General features: G+C 41.9%; 14 protein-coding genes. 5 read left to right on the forward strand and 9 right to left on the reverse strand.

Annotated elements, in window-relative coordinates:
- Window positions 1-136: 136 nt before the first annotated feature.
- Window positions 137-1,090, reverse strand: a complete 954-nt coding sequence (locus RMX69_RS28695; RefSeq protein ID WP_322639457.1) for a stage II sporulation protein M — start codon at window positions 1,088-1,090, stop codon at window positions 137-139.
- Between the two features lie 80 nt (window positions 1,091-1,170).
- On the opposite strand from RMX69_RS28695, the gene RMX69_RS28700 reads away from it, so the two are divergent.
- The gene (locus RMX69_RS28700; RefSeq protein WP_322639458.1) at window positions 1,171-2,016 is read left to right on the forward strand and encodes a hypothetical protein; all 846 of its coding nucleotides are present in this window, start codon (window positions 1,171-1,173) and stop codon (window positions 2,014-2,016) included.
- Between the two features lie 45 nt (window positions 2,017-2,061).
- Window positions 2,062-2,847 carry an RDD family protein gene (locus tag RMX69_RS28705; protein WP_289798771.1) on the forward strand — a complete coding sequence of 262 codons (786 nt, stop codon included), beginning with the start codon at window positions 2,062-2,064 and terminating at the stop codon, window positions 2,845-2,847.
- Window positions 2,848-2,991: 144 nt separating this feature from the next.
- Here RMX69_RS28705 and RMX69_RS28710 read toward each other — a convergent pair whose 3' ends face one another.
- From RMX69_RS28710 to RMX69_RS28720, 3 genes are all read right to left on the reverse strand, one after another.
- On the reverse strand, window positions 2,992-3,441 hold the full coding sequence (locus tag RMX69_RS28710; protein ID WP_289798770.1) for a type II toxin-antitoxin system VapC family toxin: 450 nt from the start codon (window positions 3,439-3,441) through the stop codon (window positions 2,992-2,994).
- Window positions 3,438-3,689 (reverse strand): hypothetical protein, encoded by a 252-nt coding sequence (locus tag RMX69_RS28715; protein WP_322639459.1) that lies wholly within the window; start codon window positions 3,687-3,689, stop codon window positions 3,438-3,440. The genes RMX69_RS28710 and RMX69_RS28715 overlap by 4 nt, the downstream gene beginning before the upstream one ends.
- Before the next feature lie 153 nt (window positions 3,690-3,842).
- Entirely contained in the window at window positions 3,843-4,631 is a 789-nt protein-coding gene (locus RMX69_RS28720) for a DUF1868 domain-containing protein (RefSeq protein WP_322639460.1), read from the reverse strand.
- A 188-nt stretch (window positions 4,632-4,819) separates the two neighbouring features.
- Here RMX69_RS28720 and holA point away from each other — a divergent pair, with 188 nt between their 5' ends.
- On the forward strand, window positions 4,820-5,809 hold the full coding sequence (holA, locus tag RMX69_RS28725; RefSeq protein WP_322639461.1) for a DNA polymerase III subunit delta: 990 nt from the start codon (window positions 4,820-4,822) through the stop codon (window positions 5,807-5,809).
- A gap of 109 nt (window positions 5,810-5,918) precedes the next feature.
- Window positions 5,919-6,401, forward strand: coding sequence for a DUF4168 domain-containing protein (locus tag RMX69_RS28730; RefSeq protein WP_289798766.1), 483 nt, complete (start codon window positions 5,919-5,921; stop codon window positions 6,399-6,401).
- A 258-nt stretch (window positions 6,402-6,659) separates the two neighbouring features.
- Here the strand turns inward: RMX69_RS28730 and RMX69_RS28735 are convergent, their stop codons facing one another.
- From RMX69_RS28735 to RMX69_RS28755, 5 genes are all read right to left on the reverse strand, one after another.
- On the reverse strand, window positions 6,660-10,643 hold the full coding sequence (locus RMX69_RS28735; RefSeq protein WP_322639462.1) for a PAS domain S-box protein: 3,984 nt from the start codon (window positions 10,641-10,643) through the stop codon (window positions 6,660-6,662).
- Window positions 10,644-10,821: 178 nt separating this feature from the next.
- A complete protein-coding gene (locus tag RMX69_RS28740; RefSeq protein WP_322639463.1) occupies window positions 10,822-13,197 on the reverse strand; it encodes a glycoside hydrolase family 31 protein in 2,376 nt (791 codons plus the stop codon).
- Window positions 13,198-13,450: 253 nt separating this feature from the next.
- The gene (locus RMX69_RS28745) at window positions 13,451-13,807 is read right to left on the reverse strand and encodes an SDR family oxidoreductase (RefSeq protein WP_322639464.1); all 357 of its coding nucleotides are present in this window, start codon (window positions 13,805-13,807) and stop codon (window positions 13,451-13,453) included.
- A 38-nt stretch (window positions 13,808-13,845) separates the two neighbouring features.
- The gene (locus RMX69_RS28750) at window positions 13,846-14,142 is read right to left on the reverse strand and encodes a hypothetical protein (RefSeq protein WP_292729887.1); all 297 of its coding nucleotides are present in this window, start codon (window positions 14,140-14,142) and stop codon (window positions 13,846-13,848) included.
- Window positions 14,143-14,366: 224 nt separating this feature from the next.
- Window positions 14,367-16,460, reverse strand: coding sequence for a TonB-dependent receptor (locus RMX69_RS28755; RefSeq protein ID WP_322639465.1), 2,094 nt, complete (start codon window positions 16,458-16,460; stop codon window positions 14,367-14,369).
- A 609-nt stretch (window positions 16,461-17,069) separates the two neighbouring features.
- Between RMX69_RS28755 and glgX the strand changes: the two genes are divergently transcribed.
- A complete protein-coding gene (gene glgX / locus RMX69_RS28760) occupies window positions 17,070-18,878 on the forward strand; it encodes a glycogen debranching protein GlgX (protein WP_322639466.1) in 1,809 nt (602 codons plus the stop codon).
- The last annotated feature ends 8 nt before the right edge of the window (window positions 18,879-18,886 follow it).

The raw sequence follows: 18,886 nt of genomic DNA on the forward strand, positions 1-18,886 counted from the left end.
ACTTATTACTCATGACTTATTACTCATGACTTATTACTCATGACTTATTACTCATGACTTATTACTCATTACTTATTACTCATTACTCCAGTATCACCGACCCTTCTTTCTCGGTGAGTATGTCAACTTGAATATTTCATGCTTTCTTGCGGCTACAATACATTACAAAAAGTATAAATAATCCTATCCCTGCCAAATATTTAATTGCATCAGGTACATTAGGATTTGGGGAGAAAAAGCCTTCGATCGCACCAGCAATAATCAACATTGGCACAATCCCAAATACTAGCTGCACTGCTTGATAACCATAAAATTTTAGTGCATCCCCACGGCGATATTTACCAGGAAATAAAATTGCTCTTGCTAATAAAAATCCCGCGCCCCCAGCAAAAAAGATCGCGGGTAATTCCAAGGAACCATGCGGAAATACAAAGGCCCAAAAAGGATAAGCCAGATTATTTTGACCAACTAAAGTACTAACAGCACCAATTAATAAACCATTAAATACCATCAAATAGGCTGTGTATACTCCAGCCGTTATGCCACCGGCGACAGCCCCAAAAGACACCGACAAATTATTGATTGCGATGCCGCTGGATGCCAGAGGTTCAACACCGACAATTGAACCCATCCATAATTTATGCTCATCTCGTACTTTGGTAATCAAGCTTTCAGGTACAATCAAAGGCATAAAACTGGGGTTTTGCCAGGAATACCACCAAGCCACTAGTGCGCCTAATAAAAACAGCGCCGTTGCCGCAGCAATATATACAAATGTTTTCTGGACTACAGATGGTAATCCCCAACGATAAAATTCTCGGATTGCCTGCCATTCTTGTCGCCGCGAACCTTGGTAAATCTGCGTATAGGCACGAGTTGTTAAAGATTGTAAACTTTGGATTAAAGTATTGCCGATTTGCTGAGTGCGGGCACGTGCTAAATCTGCTGCTACAGAACGATACAAACTCGCTAACTCTCTAATTTCTGCTGCCCGTAAGGACTTTAACCCTTTTTTTTCTATCTGCCTTAATAGGGCATCTAAACGCTGCCAATTCGGTTCTCGTCGCGCAATCCAACGTTGAATATTCATGAATTTTGGGAACACTGAGTTTAACTTAGCTTAAGATAGCCTCAAATTCATCTCCGTAATTTCAAGGGAAATTTACCATTATGTCTGAAAACTTTGGATCTTCCGGCCAGATACAACCACTGAGTATCGGTAACGTTGTCAGTGCTGCGGTACGGTTGTATCGTTCTCATTTGAAGACTTATCTTAATCTAGCTGCGATCGCGCACTTGTGGGTTCTAGTTCCTGTGTATGGTTGGGCAAAATATGCAGCCATTTCTGGACTAATTTCACGCTTGGCTTTTGGAGAATTGATTTACCAGCCTGAAAGTGTTCAAACTGCCCGCAGCCATGTTAATCCACGTCTTTGGTCTTTTTTAAGAGTTGCTTTCCAAGTAGGTATATCTTTGCTGATAATTTATATTGGATTAGCGATCGTGGGTGGTGTAGTAGCTAGCTTGATCGGAGTAGCATTAGGAGGAATATTAGGTACTTCAGGCATTATAGTCATAACAACATTGGTAATAATTGTAACGGCAGGGATTATATTGTTAGGACTAACCTGGTTCTACTCCCGTTGGATTGTAGCTGAAGTGCCCTTAGCAGTTGAGGAAAATATCAATGGTGGCGAAAGTGTTGCCAGAAGTTGGGAGCTAACTAAAGCCTCAGTATTTCGCATTCAAGGCATTGTTTTAGTTGCTTTTATCGTTACATTGCCGTTGGTGTTTGTATTAAACTATATACCTAGCTTATTCCTAATCAAACTTGAGCCTGGTACTGCTATTTACTCGATTGTGTATATTATTTCTGTGATTGGAAGCTTGATCGGTGGAGTTTTAGTCATGCCATTCTGGCAAGCACTAAAAGCTGTTTTATACTTGGACTTGCGTAGTCGGCGTGAAGGTCTAGGTTTACAATTACGAGAACCTCCCTCGCAAGATTTTCGTTAACTCAACATCTTAATCCAACTCTATTAATTTTGAATTAGTTAAAATATGCGCTTTTTTAATCGCATCACATTCCAAACTCCAGAAAGTGTAGAGTTGGAATTTACTCTAGCGGGAATTGGTAATCGAGCTTTGGCACTCCTGATTGACTATACAGTGTTGGGTGTAACTTTGCTTCTGTTTGTCCTTACTTGGAGTGTCTTCTCGACGCAGCTGTTAAATTTTGTTGAATATTTTTTTAAAAATTTAACAAGTTTAGATATTTGGCTGTTAGCAATTTTCTTCATTATCGCCTTTGCAATTTATATCGGCTATTTTGTATTTTTTGAAACCTTATGGTTTGGGGAAACCCCTGGTAAACGCTTTGCTAAAATTCGCGTAGTTCGAGATGATGGTAGACTCATCGGGTTACAACAAGCAACGCTACGTGCTTTACTGCGGCCCTTTGATGAAACTTTATTTATTGGCGCTTTTTTAATTATGCTGGGTAGCCGCGAAAAGCGCTTAGGTGATTTGGCTGCTGGCACAATTGTCATTCAAGCCCAAGCACCGACTGCATCTACCAGATTGACAATTTCAGAACAGGCAAAAGGACTTCATGAACAGTTAATCGAAATTGCCGAGTTATCGCAATTGATGCCAGATGATTTTGCTGTGATTCGTGAGTATTTACAGCGACGTGGTGCAATGTCGTTAAAGGCAAGAGCCTCACTATCTCTAAAGCTAGCCGAGCAAGTTAAAGCTATTATTAATTTAGAAAAATTGCCAGAAGCTGTTACGCCTGATGTTTTTTTAGAAGCAATTTACCTCGGTTATCAACAACCGAAATTTTAGGCTGGAGATTTTGTTTAGAGCATTGACAAAAGCTAGGTTTACCTAAAAGACAAAATCATAGGATTTATCTTTGAGCTAATTATTTTTAGACAATTACCGCTAACCACTTCAACTAGCACTGTAAGCGATCGTCAAGCGCGTATATTACGGGTTTTCGCTTTCCAACTCACACACCACCAAAACCCTCAATTCCGTTACCCGCTTCAAAGCTGCATCATTAGTCAAAAACGCCTCACAACGAGCAATTATTGCCACCGCCACCTGCAACGCATCGGGTAACTGAAGGTTATAACGTACCCGAATTCTCGCAGCTTCTCGCGCAATAGCAGCATTAATCTCCACAAAAACCACTTGTTCTTGTTGCAACACATCGACAAAAGCTTGCTCTAAGTCAGCTAACCCCAGACGTATAGCACCTACCAAGCACTCTGATAACGTTATCCCAGATGCTACTGCTGTAATGTCAGTTGACAATCGCTCAAAAATTGGATCGACTAAATCCACAAACTGCGGATTGCGTTCTACAAAATAAATTACGGGTGCTGTATCGAGAAACAAGCGAGAAACATTAGCTAATGCATCACTAATCTTCATTCTTCTCCTCGCAACAAACGTTCTCGATGCTCATTTCCTTCCTGTCGAGTCCGCGAAACCCATTCCTGAGCATCCTCACCCAATAGCGGATAGGGAGCCATACCCTTCAAATCGCTCCACTTGCGTTTTGGTTGGGCTTGGTTAATATGCTTTTTTATGCGCTCTACCAAATGCCCCATTATCGTCAATTGGTCTTCTGGAGTCAGTTGCTCAATCTCGCTTAAAATTTTCTCGAGTGACGAACTCATCAATCTAACCCGTTGTCAACATCTGTAAATATTAGCGTCTTTACTCTTGGGTATATCCTAATTCTTTCAAAAAGGCAGAAATAACTAATCATTAGTAGTCAGTTGTCAGTGAATAAGTGGAAACTACTGACTACTAACTACTAAACTAGTTACTTAAAAATCCAAAATCGGCCAGTCTGGTTCACGATAATAGCGTGTCATGTTGTCAAACTTTCGCAATTCGACACGATCGATCAAAAATTCTGGCAAATTCAACAGCCATTCTTCATTCAATTGAGAAAGCATGGTGCTGAAGCTTATGCGGTCTAGGTCAGACGGAACCTCCCCAAAATAGGCTAATGTAACATGGGCTGTGAAGTGATAATGCTGCTCAATACCCAAGGCAATTAACTTGGGATTTTGATAAATTGTTCGACGAAATTGAATAATTTCCTCGTAACAGCGTTCATCTTGGGGGACTAAACAAATGGCTACAGCTCTTGGCATCAGTATTAGTCCCAGCATTTGCCATTTAATTGGATGACTCCTGTTTGTCATCAATTGTTGATATTTTTGAAATATTTCAGCTAAACAAGAGTGTAACTCCTCGTCAAATTTAGGATTTTTTTCGTAGGCATCAAGGTAAGCATTGTCCCAAATTAAATCGGCTAAAGTCAGATGGAAGCTAGCAGGAGGTACAGGTACAATCAAATTACGGTTTACAGGCAACTGTAAAAGTTCCTGTTGATAAGTCTGTAATTTGGCATAGAAATCAGAATTGTGTGATTCTTCTTCTGCCGGCGGGGTAATTAGCGTATAGCCAGGAAAGGATGCCGCTTGTCTCAACCCAGAATCTAGCTGAAATTTAGAAGATTCCTGAATATGCTGGGCTTGGGATCTGTAGGCTTCTGGCAGCGTCAGTCTTGCTAACCGATTTAAGTAAGTTTGATAGTTGTCGTCCAATCTTCATAGCCTCACGCTCTCACTTGATAGATTTTAGGGAAAATTACCCCGATTAAGAAAATGATTTCAAAAGTATTTAATTTTTGGGAGTGGGGAGTGGGGAGTTAGGAGTTAGGAGTTAGAAGTTATAAATATTAACTCTTCAACAATGCCCAATGCGCAGTGCCCATCTACTAAGAGGTTTATCTATGCCAATCTATGTTTACTGGGGTGAAGATGATTTTGCGATGGAAAAGGCGATCGCACTTTTGCGCGATCGCGTCCTCGATCCCCAATGGACAAGTTTTAATTACACTGCATTTTCCCCAGATCAAGCTGATGCTGCTATCCAGGGCTTAAATCAGGTGATGACGCCTACTTTTGGCGCTGGTGGGCGCTTGGTATGGCTGATCAACACTACTCTGTGTCAGCACTGTCCAGAGAATGTATTGGCAGAGTTGGGGCGATCGCTATCTGTCATTCCCGAAAACTCATTTTTATTGCTCACTAGCCGCAATAAGCCAGATGAACGTCTCAAATCCACGAAATTGTTAAAACAGTTTGCGACTGAATTCCGAGAATTTCCCCTCATCCCCCCTTGGAAAACAGAATTACTGGTGCAATCTGTTAATCAAGCAGCCCAGACAGTAGGCGTGAAACTGACTGCCAATACTTCCCATCTGTTGGCGGAATCTGTAGGCAATGATACACGGCTTCTTTACAATGAGTTAGAGAAATTACGGCTATATGTCCAAGGTAGCAATAAGCCTTTAGACATAAATACTGTTACAAAGTTAGTAAGAAATACTACTCAAAATAGCTTACAATTAGCAGCAGCAATCAGAACAGGAGATACAGCTAAAGCTTTGACAACACTGGCAGATTTGAGCAATGCTTCCGAGCCGGGATTACGGATAGTTGCCACACTGATTGGACAATTTCGCACCTGGCTGTGGGTAAAGATTATGATAGAAAGTGGGGAACGGAATCAACAAGCGATCGCTATTGCCGCTGATATCGGTAATCCCAAACGGATTTATTTCTTACAGCAAGAAATCAAGCTGCTTTCTGTGCAACAGTTAATCTCTTGCTTACCCCTACTGCTGGAATTAGAAGTCAGCCTCAAGCAAGGAGCATCAGAAATGTCAACACTCCAGACAAAAGTAATCGAACTTTGTCAAGTATGCCGAGGAAATTGACAATCAAATATAAAAGCTGGATGTATTGATCGGTTCCTGGAACTTCCAACTCCGAAAATAATTCAAATTTCTTATAATATCCCTGATGTAGTTTCGTGTCACACACTATATGAAGAAAATTTCCGATTTATTTTCTCGAACTAGCCGAAAGCGAACCCTTTCGCGATCGTTATTTTTCGGCGCGATCGCTTCTTTGGGTGTGATTTCTAACGCTTTTTCATTGAGTTCTAAAGCTGACGCTCAAACTCCAGCACCAATAGTTAACAATACTGAAATCAACAGTTATGCTCAAGCCGTGCTAGCAATGGAGCCAGCCCGTCAAAATGCTTTTGAAGAAATTAAAAAACTTATTGGCAATGGAGAAATTCCCCAGATTGTTTGCAACGATTCTAATAGCATCAATGGTCTTCCAAAGAAGGCTCAAGATATCGCAGTGAACTACTGTAACCACGCTCAAAAAATTGTCGAAGATAATGGTTTGAAATTTGAACAGTTCAACAAAATTACCATAGAACTACAAAATAATACTATCTTAAAAAAGCAGGTTTACAATACTCTATTACGGCTGCAACAACCTCCTGAGTCTCGGTAATTAGAAGGGCTACGTAAATCCCAGCACGTAGTAAGTAAGTGGTTAACTACTATGGGAATCATACTAATTATTCGGACATTATCGCAGTCCTATTTGATTCATGAAAAATATAGATAAGGCAACGAACCGCTTTCTCTAGGAGACACCATGTTAATGCGTAGTGTCTCCTAGAGAAGGACGCAAAGGGAAGAAAGAGATATATAATTTTCACAAATGATTTAGGACTGCTAGATATAAAAAATTTTGTTCTCGCATCGACTAAACTCCAGGGGATGGGGGCAGAGGGGCAGAAGAGCCGAGGTGGGCATTCTTCAGAAGTGGTAGTTTGACGGTAAATGTCGCTCCTTGTTCTTTGCCTGGGCTATCTACGTGTACAGTACCACCATGTAATTCTACTAAATGACGGACGATCGCTAATCCTAGTCCTAATCCACCATAAATTCTAGTGTTAGAACTATCAGCTTGACGAAAGCGATCGAAAACGTAAGGCAGAAAATCAGGACTGATACCAATACCTGTATCAATCACCTGAATTTGGGCATATTTATCCGTTGTCTGTTGTTTTTCTTGTCCACCAACCACTGACAATTGCAACTCTACCCTTCCGCCAACGGGTGTAAATTTGATGGCATTGGATAGCAGATTCCAGATGATTTGTTGCAAGCGCTCGAAATCGCCGGAAACTAAATATTGAGAATTTTCACCCAGCTTGCTGTTTTCTGAATGTTGATTGGTTTGGGATTGTGCTGCTGAAAATTCGAGATTTTCGTGATTAACTCCTAATTCCCAATCGGAATTTGGCGTTGCTTTTGAGGGAATCAGGGAAAATCTCAAATCGATTTGCTTGGATTGGGCGGCTAAACTAACAGTCTTGATGGCTGACTCAATTATGGGAACCAAATTACAAGTACGGACATCGAGGTGTAACTTGCCTCTAACCATCCGCGATATATCCAGTAAGTCTTCAATTAGCTGGGTTTGCGCTTTGGCGTTGCGCTCAATTGTCTCCGTTGCTCTAGCCATTTGGGTATCACTGAGCTTGCTTCGTTGCAGTAATTGCGCCCAGCCAAGGATAGCATTGAGGGGCGATCGCAATTCGTGGGATAATATTCCTAGAAACTCATCCTTCATCCGGTTGGCTTCTTGTAACTGCTCAGTTTGTTGTTGTAAAGAAGCAATTAAACTAGCCCGTTCCATTGCGATCGCTATTTGGTCGCATACTGCTTGCATCATCCCTTTTTGATTGTCGGTGAAGCTTAACCGAGTGCGGCTGCCAAAAGAAAGAGTACCCAACAACCGTCCTTGGGCAATTAACGGATAACCATAATAAGCAGTAATACCTAAAGAACGAATCAATTCTGTTTTCGGGTCAATTGATTCCTGCACATTCTCTAGAGCAATTGCATAACGCTCCTGGGCGACAGTTCCACAAACCGCTTCACCAAATCCCAAAGACTCGATTTGGTTTGCCATCTCCTGGGAAAAGCCGCTGTAAGACTCTAGCCGCATTACCTGAGAGTTATCCACAACCAAATAGTTAAAGTAAATATCTAAACCAATTTGGTCTCTTAGTTTTTGGTAGACGCTATCAATTAATACTACTGGTTGCTGACTCGATAGTAAATCGTTGGCTGTGTCGAATAGTAGCTTTAACCTTTTGTAACTTAATGAGAGGGCTTTTTGTGCAGCCTTGAGGTTGCTGATTTCTTGGAACACCAAAATACAGGTAGCCGGATGACCGTGCATTGCTGGTAAGGTATCGGCAAATACTAGTAGAGATAGCACACCAGCGGGAGTATGCCAGTCCACCTCCAATCCATTCAGGCGTTCGCCACGGGCAACCCGCACACCTGGCATAAGTTCATTGGGGATGCGATCGCCAGCGGCATCTGTATAGTAGTAAACTGTGTGATAATCTTCGGCGGGTACACCTTTGGGAAATTCGCCCCCAGCTAATTCGTCAGCAGAGCGATTGGCAAAAGTTACCCGCGCTGTTCCTGGTTCGATAAACAGCAACGGTCTTGGCATCAGATTTAACACATCCTCTAGCCATTTTTGCTGGTTTAAAAGTACTTCTTCTGCGTGTTTGCGCTCCGTAATATCTAAAAATGCACCAACGCTTCCTCTAGTTTTACCCTCTTCGTCAAACAGGGGTGCAACATAGTTCAACAGCTTGACGATTTTGCCATTTTCATGTATTATATCTAGTTCAGAATTCAGAACTTCGACACCATGAGCAGCAGAGTACTGCATTGGGAGTTCTTCTGTTGACAGTTGCCTTCCCTCGCGGTGTATCTTAAAGCTTGTTGGTCTTTCGTCCAAGGGAGCGTTGAGAGAACCATTTGTATCTGACGATATGCCCAACTGCTTGGCAAAAGCAGGGTTAACCTTAATATTTTGGCATTTTGGATCTTCGGCAATGCCTATTCCGATGGGAATTACCTCCAACAAAGTTTGTAACTCACTAATGCGGCGCTGTAGATCCCTGTTTAGCTGTAAGATTTGCTCCTGGGTCTGCTTTTGCTTGGTGATGTCGCGAGTCACCGTTGCTAAGGCAATTGGCTGACCTGTTTTGTTATCTGTAACGGTGAAGATGTTGTAATCAACTGGTATCGGTTGACCTGTTTGGAGATGCCGGAAGCAGAATTCTCCCTGCCAGCGCCCTTCTGATAGCACAGTCGGCAGTATATATTTTTGGAAATAGGCTTTGTCTTTGGGCATGAAGTAATCTAATACTGCTTTTTGCCTCACTTCATCAAGGCTAGCAAGACCTACCAGCTTTTGACCTGCATCATTTATGTAGAGTAACTGACCTTCAAGGGTGGCGATGCCGATAAAATCAGAGCTATTTTCTACTACCGACACTAATTTGTGTTGCTCTGCCTCTGCTTGCTTGCGTTCACTCAAGTCGAGAATAAACGCTACTGACTCTTTCCGGTTTTCTCCTAGCAGCACATAACCAACTAAAACCGGGATACGGCTACCATCCTTGCGAATATATTCTTTCTCGTAAGGCGTACAAGTAGCGTTGGTATTTCCTTGGGCTTCGGCAACACCTCGCTCATCCAAGTATAAATACTCTGGTGGTGTGATATTGCGCCAACTTAACTTACCTGCTAACAAATCCTCCCGCGTGTAACCAATCATCCTCAAAAATTCGTCGTTTGCCTGCTGGATACCGCCATACACGTCGCCAAACAGAATGCCGATGACGTTAGAATCTACAAAACTCCCTAGTTTAGCTTCGTAGGTTCTCAGTGCTTCTTGGGCAAGGTCGCGTTGATAGCTGAGGTATTCAATAACCCTGGCACTTTGCCAAATCAAAATAGTAAAAATTACAATCAGAACGATCGCAAACACCGATACTGCAAATGCTGGATTGTATTGTCCTGCTCGTTGCCCTTCAACAATTACCCACCCTAATATAAAAGGTACTGCGATCGCGGCAATTAATAAACGACGTGCAACTAAGCCGCCGTAACTATCACTTGTAACTACCCTCATTAAGCCATGTTCTGCCCGCGCCCACAGAATACCTATACTTAGTAAGAGGAACAACACCGCTGTATGTAACGCCATTGATGTTGTATAAGGGGCAAGTCCGTAGAGAACTTCCACTTTGTAGGCATAGCCTATCAGCACTTGAAAGGAAGTTAAAGTAGCAATGAGAGCGATAATTTGGGCATACCAATAACTGCGGTGGGTTTTTGGATGAATCAAAATCTGTAGGGCAACACTGAGCAGGATAAAGTTCAGTGCTGTGTTCAACCCCATTCGCCCCGGATGCGATGTCGCTATACTAGTTGGCGAATCACGAAACACCAGTTCGTCAATGCCAAGATTCCAGCCAAACAGATATTGACAGAGAGTAAGTGCCGCAATTGTGGTGACAGCTATTGCACAGACCTGGGAGATTAGAAGAGTAGGGAAATGGGTAAATAATTTTGAATTTTGAATTTTGAATTTTGAATTGTTTTCCCCTGCTCCCCTGCTCCCCCGCTCCCCTGCTGTTAAAAATAGCCACAGCGACATACCACACAACACAAAACATAATGCCGTGTTGACTTTCATCGTTGCAGGACTACCAGAGAAGCCGCGCTTCAGAACTTCAATACCAAGACACCAGCCAATTAATACCAAGCTACCAATAAAAATAGCGATCGCACTTGCGACTCTTGGCACAAGTGAATTTGTAGAGATTTTAAATCTATCTTGCAGCTGCAAGCGGTTAATATTTAACATTGAGTGTTCTCTAACCGCATCTATCTAGCGTGGTAAACTTACGTATTTCTTACGATTTAATCATTGATGTTATTTGTATTTTAAGCTACACCTTGACTTGTTTTTCATCTACCTCTATGCATATTTTTCCTTTCATAATGAAAATAATGGTGGCTCAAAAACCACCTTTGTGAGTATTTCAGAATTGCAGGCTATGTAGCTTACCATCATCTTGAAAACGTTGCTCTCCAACACCAACAAGTTCTACAATCACTTCCCTCGGTGGAGGTGTCCATTCTCCTATTCTCGCTCCAATTTCAACTACCGTTTGATCAGACTCAGTAAATACGCTGATATTTGCTAGCGAGAACTTTTTGTCTTGATACTTGTTTGTCTCTCCATCATCTTCAAATAGCTGATATTCATTATTACCAGGCCAAATCCGTAATCGGATCTGGTGGAGTGGCGATTCCTCAACGTATTGGCTGACAGGTTGCATAGGAACGATCGCACCGCTACGGACATACAGTGGCATTGTTTCTAGTGGTGCATGAGCAAGAATGTGAATCGGGCCTTCATAGCGATCGCCAGTCCACCAATCATACCAAGTGCCAGCGGGTAGGTAGACAGCTCGATGCTCAACTCCAGGGCGGTAAATTGGTGCAGCCATCAGCGATGCACCTAACAATACTTGATCGTAAAGGCTATAGGTTTTCGGATCGTTGGGAAAGTGGTACAATAATGGTCTTAAAATCGGCGCCCCCGTCGTTGCGGCTTCCCAGAAAAGACTATAAATATAGGGAAGTAATTGGTAACGTAGATTAATGTATTCTCGACAGATATTTTCAACGCGATCGCCAAATACCCAAGGTTCATGACGAGCAGTAGACATTGCCGAGTGAGCGCGCATCAATGGGTAAAGCATTCCTACCTGCATCCACCGAGCAAATAATTCAGCAGTGGCGTTACCAGCAAACCCGCCAATATCGCAACCCACAAACCCCACACCCGAAAGTCCCATGTTACAAAGCATCGGCAGAGACATTTCTAAATGCTCCCACAACGATTGGTTATCTCCCATCCACACAGAAGACCAGCGTTGCACACCAGCATAACCTGATCGCGTTAACACAAATGATCGCTCTGAACTTCGATGCCGCTGTAACCCTTCATAACAAGCTTTAGCCATCATCAACCCATACAAGTTATGCACTTCTATATGAGTGGACGTAGATAAATTCTCCTCTGCCCCTCTGCTCCTCTGCCCCTCTGCTCCCCTTCCCCCCTGCGGCGCATCTAGAGGAAACCAAATCTTTTCCCCATCATCGCCGAAAGGGCGATCGTTTATGGCAGGTTCATTCATATCATTCCAAATTCCTGCCACACCAATATCAGTTAGGCTTTTGTGTAAATCAGCCCACCAGTTGCTCACATCAGGACGTAAAAAATCAGGAAAAACAGCTTTCTCTGGCCAAACGTAGCCGTGGAACAACGTGCCATCAGCTTTACGCACAAAATAGTCGTTTTCTATGCCTTGGTCAAAAACATGATAATTACCCTCTGGTTCATACTTCACACCAGGATCGATAATTGTGACTGTTTTGAAACCATCCTCTGCTAAATCACTAATCAGTTTTGCCGCATTGGGGAAACGTTGAGGACTCCAAGTAAACACTCGATAGCCCCGCATATAATCAATATCCAAGTGAATAACATCGCAGGGAATGCGGCGCTGACGAAATTCCTTTGCTAGTTCCCGCACAACGGTTTCTGATTCGTAACTCCAACGGCATTGATGATAACCTAGCGCCCATTTCGGCGGTAATGGCATTCTCCCAGTTAGCTGAGTGTAAGTCTCCAGGATTTGGGCAGGTTCAGGGCCGTAGATAATGTAATAATCCAATTCACCGCCACGAGTTTCCATCTTCCAAATACCTGGTTGTTCAGCGCCGATATCGAACTGACTCCAAAAAGTGGTGTTGAAAAAGATGCCATAGCTTACCTGTGGGCGCAAAGCCATAAAAAATGGAATTGCCTGGTACATTTCATCAGTGAGTGAATCATAATCTAGAGCATCCGTTGTCCAGTTAGTTTTCACTTCGCTGAGTTTATCCAGAAAGCCTGTACGTTCGCCAAAGCCATAGAAATGTTCATCGGCTGCAATTTCCTTCCACCCTGCAACTGCACCCATCCGCCAACCCATCCCCATCTCTGCATCTTGAGCAAAGGGACGATTAGCTTTGTCAAAACAGGCGATGCGACATTTTTCCCGCTGAACGCACACACGAATCTGTTCTGTTTCAATTTCAACCGTTGCTTCAGTTTCTCGCACTACAAAAGGTATTATTGCCCATTCTGCATCATCCGGCGTCACTGCCCAAGAGCGGCGAGGCATAAATTCCCCAGTTGGTGCAAAACGCACGCGGATTAAATTCGGAGTAAGTACGCTGATAGTCAGGCATGAGTCGCCACAGTCAAAATTGACAATATTATTTTCCCAACTTACAGCTTTTACATTGCTAACAGTTGTCCAAGCTTGGTTTGTTGTAGGTAGTTTTCCGAAATATTGCGGCATATCAGTTATTCAGCAGGTAAACACTTGTCCGCATTCATGATTACAGAGATATTCAGCCTCAAACTCTTTCTTTCGCTAGAGGTTGGGTGAAAGATGAGCTGATATTTTTTACCAAGATTATTTTTATTAGGTAGTAAAACAGAAGAACAAATTGTTGCAGCGAATATTGATACAGTCTTCTTAGTCTCAGGATTGGATAGCTTCCAACTCTTCTGGATAGCGATCGCACTCAGTCTAACCGCCAGCACTATCCTTACCAAGGCTGCGTGGTTGGGCCAATCGTAAATTCGTTCACGTTTGTGTCTTCTGGCTGGTCAATCGCAAACGCCACAACATTGGCTACTCGATCTGGTGAGATGGCATATTGCTTATACAACGCTATCATTTTTTCAGCCGCATCTTGGTCAGTAATCATATCCAACAACTCAGTGTTAATTGCGGCAGGGTAAATTGTCGCAGTACGAATGTTAGTACCTTCTTGAGCAGACTCCATGCGTAGAACTTCCATGAAATCGCGTACAAACCATTTCGTCCCACCATAGATCGCACCACCTGGATAAGCTTTTAATCCAGCAACCGATGAAGTTGATGACGAAGCCGTAGCGCACATTCCTTGTTCAGCACACGCTCAATGACAGCTATATATCCCTACTCCCAAGTGGAAACGTCTCGCAACAAATTAGGAATTTCTCCTTGAGATAAGGGAAACTCTAGCAAAGTTTCTCTAATACCCAAATATCCAGATTCCGCAAACGATAAAAGCATTCGTGAAAGCGCTAGCCAAACCTCCGGTTCGTATTCCCAATCACGATAACGTGAAGCTTGACCAGCAATTGAACGTAGTGCCCAAAAATAAGAGTTTCTTACCACCGAACCGCCCTTCTTAAACTCTGGTAAATCTTCGTGGTGAATCAAAAGTATTTTATTTTCAATTCTGGCTCTCATAGCAATTTTATATTTTAGATTTTAGATTAAACATAAATTTTAAGTAGGGCCATTATCGCTTTAGCTTAACGCACTATGTTGCACGGCGGAGAGTCATATTTACCAAAAAAATGTTGTAAAACCTCACTTTTCTATAAAGGTAGGAAAGTGAGATTTTCTAATATCATGTGAAAAAACATAAGAATGTAGAGACTTTACAATGGTAAAATCTTTACATTGAATACCTAAAAATTGGCGCTTAAACCCAGACGAAAAGTAAAGCCAGGGCTATATATGCGATTAACTCGCTCATATTGCTCACCCAGTAGATTTTCTAAGTAAACTGTTAGTCCTAAATTGCTACTTAGAGGTATACGCCCGCTCAAATCTAAATTCACGAAAGACGGTGCAAAATCTGTAGGCTTGTCAGTAGGGTTAGCGAAGATGGATCTGCGAGCGCCACTATTGTAGGTAACATACAAGTTAGCTTGCCAACCTGAATTTTGATAACCCACACCAGTTTGCAATACAGAGTAGGGAATCAAACCTAATTGTAAACCTTTCTCTGTCCCTGTTTTTATTTGGGAATCTGTATAAGTATAGTTGAGGAAAGTTGACCAGCCAGCCGCAATTTTTAATTGCAATGCTGCCTCTAAACCATTGGTATCTACTAATCCAATGTTTGCCCATTTTCCGGCGATGACTCCCAAGCGATCGCCTATACTACTACCAAAGTAAGTAAACTGTCCAATCAGGTTTTGAGAAAAATTAACATCGACTCCCGCAGTCCAAGTTGAGCCAATTTCTGGGCTTAAATCAGGATTAGGTTCCCAACCATGAACTGTATCATAAACGTACAACTGATCTAACCCAGGATTGCGTTGTCCCCCTGCCCAACTTCCACGCACTGCTACCATTGGTGTGACAGCATAACGTAACCCAACACTAGGGTTGAGATAATTTCCAAATTGGCTGTCAAAGCTTTGTCTTAATCCTAAATCTATCAGAAAATTATCGCTAATATTCCAAGTATTGACAGCAAATAAAGCTGCATTGAACAAACTCCGATCTTCAGTTTCGTTATTGCCAATCCTACTAGGATTGGTACTCAAAACATCACCGGTTAAATCGGTATTTTTTAAATCTAATCCCCAACGCAATTTATTATTGGAGGTAACTTTCCACTCATGATCTACCCTGGCTGTGAGTTGTTGTGTATCTAAAGCTCCTATACGGTAAAACGATCCTGTAGGCCCATAAGTGCTGAAATAATCTTGGTTATAACCAATCGAGGTTGTCAGGTTAGAGCTTTCGCCATTACCTAGCCGAGTTTTCCAAGATAAGCCAACATTTAAACCATCGTGGTCTAATCTATCTCTTTGCAGAGGGAAACCAAAATAAATTAAGCCACGACGACTGCTGAGTGTAGTAACATCTAAATTCAAGGAATTTTTTTTATCTAAATCTACTCCAATGCTACCAAAATAGGTACTTGTAGCTGTGTCTGCATTAAATAAAAATCCTTGTTCATCACGATTTGCTGCACCTACAGGGACGCGGTAACGGTTATCTGTAAAGAATCTTTCAAAGCTAAAGTTGTATTTGACCTTATCAGATGAACCACCATAAGTCACTTGTTGATTATTTAAACTTAACGAGCCAAATTCTGCACTAGCGCTAAATTTAGGTTTGCCATAACCTTCTTTGGTAATGATATTGACAACTCCTCCAAAGGCTGAGGAACCAAATAAAGCGGAGGCTGTACCGCTATATAATTCTACTCGTTCAATCGCCTCTACCGGAATGCTATTTAAATCAGTTCCACCATGATAAGTGTTGACATTGTTGTTAATTGGTCTGCCATTAATCAAAAATACAGACTGATTAATTGACGCTCCCCGATAGTATGTACCTGTGTGAATATCTGCACCATGACCGACATCATTGATTGCAAAACCAGGCATTCTTTTCAAAATATCGGCTAAACTTGCAGCACCCTGCTTTTTAATTTCTTCTTTATCGATTACGTAAGTTGGAGTAGATTGGGGTAGGTTATCTGGTTCTGCGATCGCTTCTATAGAAATGTCTGCATCATCGCTCGGAGTTTGCTCTGTTTCTGGCTGAGTTTCTTCTGGATTAACTTCAATGGGTACAGATTGTTGAGATAATAATTCGGCATTAGTGGCAGGTAGCTCAATTTCACTCAAACTCGGAATATCTAAAATGACTTCGGTTGATTTATTAGTATTTCTCTGCTCAATTTCACCCTCAACCGCATAACTAGGAGATGCTATCAGTAAAGGTAAAGCAACTGTTAGCAACAAAAAATCCTTTTTCACGTTCTCTTTCACACCAAGTAAAAACAGTCACTACGTAGCATTGTTGCTGTAATAGTAAAATCGTGTCAAAAGACACGCTGTCATATTTCCACAGTTCAGATGAGACTATTTGTCAATTCACTATGGGTTAAACCCTAGAGCGATCGCATTTAAAGAAGTCGTATCATATCCGGCTAAAGACTTATCATTTAGACACAGTTCTTGCTGGAGGCTTGCCGTGACTTGTGCCGAGCATCTCGACTTACTTCGACTACGCTCAGTACACAGTCGCTCGATGGAACCGGAGCCGAAGTAGCGTAGCCAAACTGGAGCAGGGAGGAGGGAGCAGGTGACAGAAGCTTTGCTGAGGTTGCTTTACTTAAGCAAATTGTGCAGCGTGTTGCAGACACAGCAGTTTCCTTCCTTCAGGCTGTTGCTCTCTGCATTAATTTTTCTCACTTAAGGAATAGAAATTTCTATTACTAATGATAGATCAAATAACATTAACCATAAGTTAAATTTTAATGTTAGTGATTTTAAAGAATTATTAGTAACTTTCACTATTAACTAATTATTCAAAAAAGTCAAAGTCAATTATTTACAGAAAAACTAATTATTCAAGATTTACTTATGTATGTAGCTTTGTGGCCAGGGAATGTATATCCTTTAGGTGCAACTTGGGATGGAAAAGGGACAAATTTTGCTTTATTTTCGGAAAATGCAACAGGGGTAGAGCTTTGTTTATTTGATAACGATGACGAAGAAATTCGTATACCTTTGACAGAAAAAAACAATTTTGTTTGGCATGGTTACTTACCAGGAGTTGGCCCAGGCCAAAAGTATGGGTTTAGAGTGCATGGAATGTGGGCACCGGAGGTAGGTCATCGGTTTAATCCCAACAAACTATTAATTGACCCCTACGCTAAGGCAATTGATGGTGAGTTTAGTAACGATCCAGCTGTCTTTGGCTACTCTCTAGACGCTGAGGAAAAAGACTTAGTTTTTTCTGAACTAGATGATGCCAAAATAATGCCCAAGTGTGTTGTGGTCGATCAATCTTTTGATTGGGAAGGCGATCAACTGCTTGGTACACCTTGGTATAGAACTGTTATTTATGAAACTCACGTCAAAGGTTTTACTAAACTACATCCAGCTATTCCAGAAGAGTTGCGCGGCACTTATGCCGGCTTGGCACATCCGGCTGCAATTCAACACTTATTGCAATTAGGAATTACAGCAGTTGAGTTGATGCCAGTACATCATTTTCTATCTCATCCGGGACATTTAGAAGATAAAGGATTAAGGAATTACTGGGGTTACGATTCAATCAACTATTTTGCTCCCTATTCTAGTTACAGTGCTAGTGGGACTGGGGGACAACAAGTCACTGAATTCAAGCAAATGGTCAAAGCACTTCATTTTGCTGGAATTGAAGTTATTTTAGATGTAGTCTACAACCACACTGGCGAAGGAAATCATTTCGGGCCAACCCTATCGTTGCGAGGTATTGATAATTCTGTATATTACCGTTTGGTAAAGGATGATCCTCGCTACTACATGGACTTTACAGGCTGCGGTAACTCTCTGAATGTGCGTCATGCTCAAGTTCTGAAGTTAATCATGGATAGTCTGCGCTATTGGGTAATAGAAATGCATGTAGATGGCTTCCGATTTGATTTGGCCTCGGCGCTAGCACGGGAATTATATGAGGTAGATAATCTATCAGCTTTCTTTGATATTATTCATCAAGACCCAATCTTAGCAGATGTGAAGCTGATTGCTGAACCTTGGGACTTAGGGGAAGGCGGCTATCAAGTCGGGAACTTTCCACTGCGTTGGTCTGAGTGGAATGGTAGATATAGGGATACAGTCAGAGATTTTTGGCGTGGTGTAGATGATAGTTTAGGACAATTTGCTTACTGTTTTACTGGTAGCCCTGACTTGTATCAAACAAACGGGCGCAACCCAAATGCAAGTATTAATTTCATCACTGCTCATGATGGTTTTACGTTAAATGATTTAGTCAGCTACAACGAAAAACATAACGAAGCAAATGGGGAAGACAATAGAGATGGTGAAAGCCATAATAGATCCTGGAATTGTGGTGTAGAAGGTGAAACCGATGATCCAGAAGTGATGCGTTTGCGCGAACGGCAACGACGAAACTTTTTAGCAACTCTAATGCTATCTCAAGGTGTCCCAATGCTATTAGAGGGAGATGAAATTGGCTGTAGTCAAAAGGGAAATAATAATGTCTACTGCCAAGACAATGAGATTTCCTGGCGGCATTGGGATTTGCATAAAGCGAACTCGGATTTACTAGACTTTACACGTGAACTAATTAATTTTCGCCATCAACATCCAGTATTTCGGCGGCGTAAGTGGTTTCAAGGGGGAGCATCCAGTTTTGGAAGATTTATCATTTATGGGAAAATGTAAAGGGAAAT

This window comes from Nostoc sp. EspVER01, assembly GCF_034530635.1.
Classification (GTDB): Bacteria; Cyanobacteriota; Cyanobacteriia; order Cyanobacteriales; family Nostocaceae; genus Nostoc.